The 3,933-nt window shown below is 68.6% G+C and carries 6 protein-coding genes and 1 tRNA gene; all 7 read right to left on the reverse strand.

The window, feature by feature from the left end:
* On the reverse strand, positions 1-537 hold a 537-nt coding region (locus tag AOK24_RS19990; protein ID WP_159051934.1), incomplete at its 3' end, for a sigma-70 family RNA polymerase sigma factor.
* Between the two features lie 285 nt (positions 538-822).
* Positions 823-1,680, reverse strand: coding sequence for an RNA polymerase sigma factor SigF (locus tag AOK24_RS19995; protein WP_193555130.1), 858 nt, complete (start codon positions 1,678-1,680; stop codon positions 823-825).
* A 123-nt stretch (positions 1,681-1,803) separates the two neighbouring features.
* Entirely contained in the window at positions 1,804-2,097 is a 294-nt protein-coding gene (locus AOK24_RS20000) for a Dabb family protein (RefSeq protein WP_055721429.1), read from the reverse strand.
* A gap of 25 nt (positions 2,098-2,122) precedes the next feature.
* A complete protein-coding gene (locus tag AOK24_RS49250; protein WP_165854585.1) occupies positions 2,123-2,299 on the reverse strand; it encodes a hypothetical protein in 177 nt (58 codons plus the stop codon).
* 168 nt (positions 2,300-2,467) lie between these two features.
* Positions 2,468-2,552, reverse strand: a tRNA-Ser gene (locus tag AOK24_RS20005).
* Between the two features lie 56 nt (positions 2,553-2,608).
* The gene (tadA, locus tag AOK24_RS20010; RefSeq protein ID WP_055721430.1) at positions 2,609-3,034 is read right to left on the reverse strand and encodes a tRNA adenosine(34) deaminase TadA; all 426 of its coding nucleotides are present in this window, start codon (positions 3,032-3,034) and stop codon (positions 2,609-2,611) included.
* Positions 3,035-3,069: 35 nt separating this feature from the next.
* The gene (locus tag AOK24_RS20015; protein WP_055721431.1) at positions 3,070-3,576 is read right to left on the reverse strand and encodes a tRNA adenosine deaminase-associated protein; all 507 of its coding nucleotides are present in this window, start codon (positions 3,574-3,576) and stop codon (positions 3,070-3,072) included.
* Positions 3,577-3,933: the final 357 nt, after the last annotated feature.

A 3,933-nucleotide genomic window follows, 5' to 3' on the forward strand; every position in this document is an offset into this window, starting at 1 on the left:
GAGCCGCTGGGACAGCTCGTCACTGGCCTTGGTGAGGGCGAGCCGCAGCTCCTGGAGCCGGCGAGGAACGCGAACCGACCAGGACGTGTCCCGGAAGAACCGCTTGATCTCACCGACGACGGTGGGCATCGCGAAGGTGGGGAACTCGACCCCCCGCTCGCAGTCGAACCGGTCGATCGCCTTGATCAGCCCGATCGTGCCGACCTGGACGATGTCCTCCATCGGCTCGTTGCGCGAGCGGAACCGCGCGGCGGCGTACCGCACGAGCGGCAGGTTGAGCTCGATCAAGGTGTCACGGACATACGCACGCTCGGGGCTGTCCTCGTCGAGCGCGGCGAGCCGCAGGAACAGGGAGCGGGACAGGGTCCGGGTGTCGATCGCCTCCGTGGGGGCGGGAAGCGCCGGAGCCGGTCCGGCGGTGAGTGCCGGGACGTCGGCCGTGACGTCGTCGAGCGGGTCCGGCTCGGCGGGCACGGCGGGCGCGGACGCGCTCTTCGCGAGCGTGAGCACCTTCGAGCTGCCCTGGTCTGCGGACATGCCACCCCCTTTGGGTCGCGGGACGGTCGGGGCTGGCGCTCCGGGTGGAACGTCGGCCTTCACCTGAATACCGGAGCCGAAGCCTCGGCAAACGCGCTTCCGGCAGAATGTCACATGTCGGCAACACGCTGTAGTGACATGTCGACATGTGACCAACGAAACAGCCCTGCACAGACGGTGTATGACGAGGTCTCAGCCCGAATCGGCCCCAAAAGCGCCGCCTGGCCGATTCGCCCGCGACGGTGACGTATCGATCCTGCTTACGATTCCCAGAACCGGGGGGATCTACGCCTCGATCCGGTTCGCGGAGCGCAGCCGCTGGAAGGACCGGGCGAGCAGCCGGGAGACGTGCATCTGCGAGACCCCCAGCTCGGCGCTGATCTGCGACTGGGTCAGATTGCTGTAGTAACGGAGCAACAGGATCCGCTGCTCCCGCTCCGGCAGCTGCACGAGCAGGTGGCGGACGAGGTCGCGGTGCTCGACGCCGTCCAGCGCGGGATCCTCGTACCCGATCCTGTCGAGCAGCCCCGGCAGCCCGTCGCCCTCCTGGGCGGCCTCCAGGGACGTCGCGTGGTACGAGCGGCCGGCCTCGATGCAGGACAGGACCTCGTCCTCCCCGATCCGCAGCCGCTCGGCGATCTCGGCGGTCGTGGGGGTGCGGCCGTACGCGGTCGTCAGATCCTCCGTCGCCCCGTTCACCTGCACCCACAGCTCGTGCAGCCGGCGGGGTACGTGGACGGTGCGCACGTTGTCGCGGAAGTACCGCTTGATCTCGCCGACGACCGTCGGCATCGCGAACGTCGGGAACTGCACGCCCCGGTCGGGGTCGAAGCGGTCGATCGCGTTGATCAGACCGATCGTCCCGACCTGGACGACGTCCTCCATCGGCTCGTTGCGGGAGCGGAACCGCGCGGCGGCGTAGCGCACGAGCGGGAGATTCGCCTCGATGAGCGCCGTACGCACCCGGCGGTGCTCCGGCGTACCCGGCGGCAACTCCTTGAGCTGGCCGAAGAGGACGGTCGTCAGGGCCCGGGTGTCCGCGCCCCGGCGCTGCTTCTCCGAAAGCTCCGGAACCGTTTCCTCTACCGCGTCGGGCGCGGTCTCCTGGGGTGGCGCAGTACTGGCCGACACGGTCAACGCCACCTCTTCATCCGCCGTTCATCCGTCAAAAGCGGTCATAGCATCACAAGACATCACCACTGTGTGCAAGCACCGCATTACACCGTGTTGAGGGACGAACGACGCTTTCAGCAGGTGTAGTCGGCTTCAGAAGGTGTAGTCGGCGACGACCCACGTCGAGAACTCGCGCCACAGCGCCACGCCCGCCTGGTGCGCGGGGTGCTCGATGTACCGCTTCAACGCCTCCGCGTCCGCGAACGACGAGTTGATCGCGAAGTCGTACGCGATCGGCCGGTCGGAGAGGTTCCAGCCGAGCTCCCAGAACTCGACGTCCTCAATCTCGCCGGGCAGCGCCCGAAACGCGGCCTCACCGGCCACCACGCGCTCGTCCTCGCGCGTCACACCGTCGTTGAGCCTGAACAGCACCAGATGCCGGATCACGGGGTCTCCCACCGGGACAGGGCGGCTACTTGGCCCCGTCGGCGAGCCACGTGAAGAAGTCCCCGATGGCCTTCGCCGCGTTGGATATGCCCTCGAACCCTAGCTGCACGTAGTCCGCGGCCTTCGCCGGGTCCGTAATGATCACGTACAACACGAACACGACGAGCACATAGACGGCGATCTTCTTGGCCTGCACCGCCACCGCGCCTCCCCTGTAACTCGAATCCCCCTGGCTGCCGGGCGTGAGTGTAGCTTTCGCACCGAGCATTTCATCGTATTGATCGGGTGTGAGTCGCAAAGTGTGGGATGCAGAGTGTGGGATGCAAACTCGAAGGGCCCCGCCGCAATCGGCGAGGCCCTTCATCGTGAGCGGTAGCGGAGGGATTTGAACCCTCGGTGACTTGCGCCACACTCGCTTTCGAGGCGAGCTCCTTCGGCCGCTCGGACACGCTACCGAGAGAGACCTTACAGCACGGGTCGGGCTGCTCGGAAATCGGTATCGGGGGCGGCCTCAGGGGGTGCGGAAGAAGCTGGTCAGGAGGGTTGCGCAGGCGTCCGCGAGGACCTCGCCGATCACCTCGGGGCGGTGGTTGAGGCGGCGGTCGCGGACGACGTCCCAGACCGAACCGGCGGCGCCGGCCTTGTCGTCCCGGGCGCCGTAGACCACCCGGTCGACACGGGACTGCACCAGCGCCCCGGCGCACATCACGCACGGCTCCAGGGTGACGACGAGCGTGCAGTCGACGAGCCGCCACGCGCCCAGCGCGGAGGCGGCCCGGCGCAGTGCCAGCACCTCCGCGTGGGCCGTCGGATCGCCCGTCGCCTCGCGCTCGTTGTGCGCGGCGGCCAGCACCGTCGTACCGTCCGGGCCGAGGACGACCGCCCCGACGGGGACGTCCGGACCGGCCCGCCCCGCCTCGGCGAGGGCGAGCCGCATCGCGGGCTGCCAGGGGTCGCGTACGGGATCGGGGGTCAGCGGACGGCTTCCAGCATCTCCGTCGCACCGAGCGCGTCCGCGATCTCGCCGAGCGCGTCGCTGTCGAAGGACTGGAGCTGCTTCTCCGAGATGCCGAGGTCGTCCAGGAGACGGGCGTCGCCGACGGGGCCGTGCGGGACGGCTTCCGCGGCCGGCTCGTCGTCCTCGTCCTCCTCGCCGTCCTCCGTGCCGTCCAGGTCCAGCGCGTCCAGGTCGTCGTCGACGTCCTTGGCGAGCAGGTCGGCGAGCAGGAGTTCGCCGTACGAGCTGCGGGCGGCCACCGCGGCGTCCGAGACGTAGACGCGGGGATCGTCCTCGCCGTCCACCCGGACGACGCTGAACCAGGCGTCCTCCTGCTCGATCAGGACCAGGACCGTGTCGTCGTCGACGGACGACTCGCGGGCCAGGTCGGCCAGATCCGACAGGGTTTCCACATCGTCGAGCTCTGTGTCGCTCGCTTCCCACCCGTCTTCGGTGCGCGCGAGCAGTGCGGCGAAGTACACCGTGACTCTCCCAGATGGTCAAAGGTGTGCCGGTTGGGGGTCCCCCCGGCGGAGGTCTTCAGGCGGGTCGAAAGCGCGGGCTCCGAGCCCCACCCACTCGGAATCGTGGCAGAAACAAGGGCCCAGGGGGACGTCTTCGGCACCCTGTGTCCGGCATTTTGATCGCGGATCCCCACGACCCCACCAGCGCACTCGCTCCCGCCAACAGCGGATCGTACGCGGCTTTGCCATCTGGCAGAGCACGGGCGGGCCTTGAGGACACCGACGCGGCGGTGATCTTTACCTCAGGGCTACGAAGAGCGGCGGGGAGGGGGGCGAGAAGGGAGACGGGAAGGGGCTGTCTCTTATACCACATCT

Source organism: Streptomyces niveiscabiei, assembly GCF_001419795.1.
In the GTDB taxonomy this organism is placed as follows: Bacteria; Actinomycetota; Actinomycetes; order Streptomycetales; family Streptomycetaceae; genus Streptomyces; species Streptomyces niveiscabiei.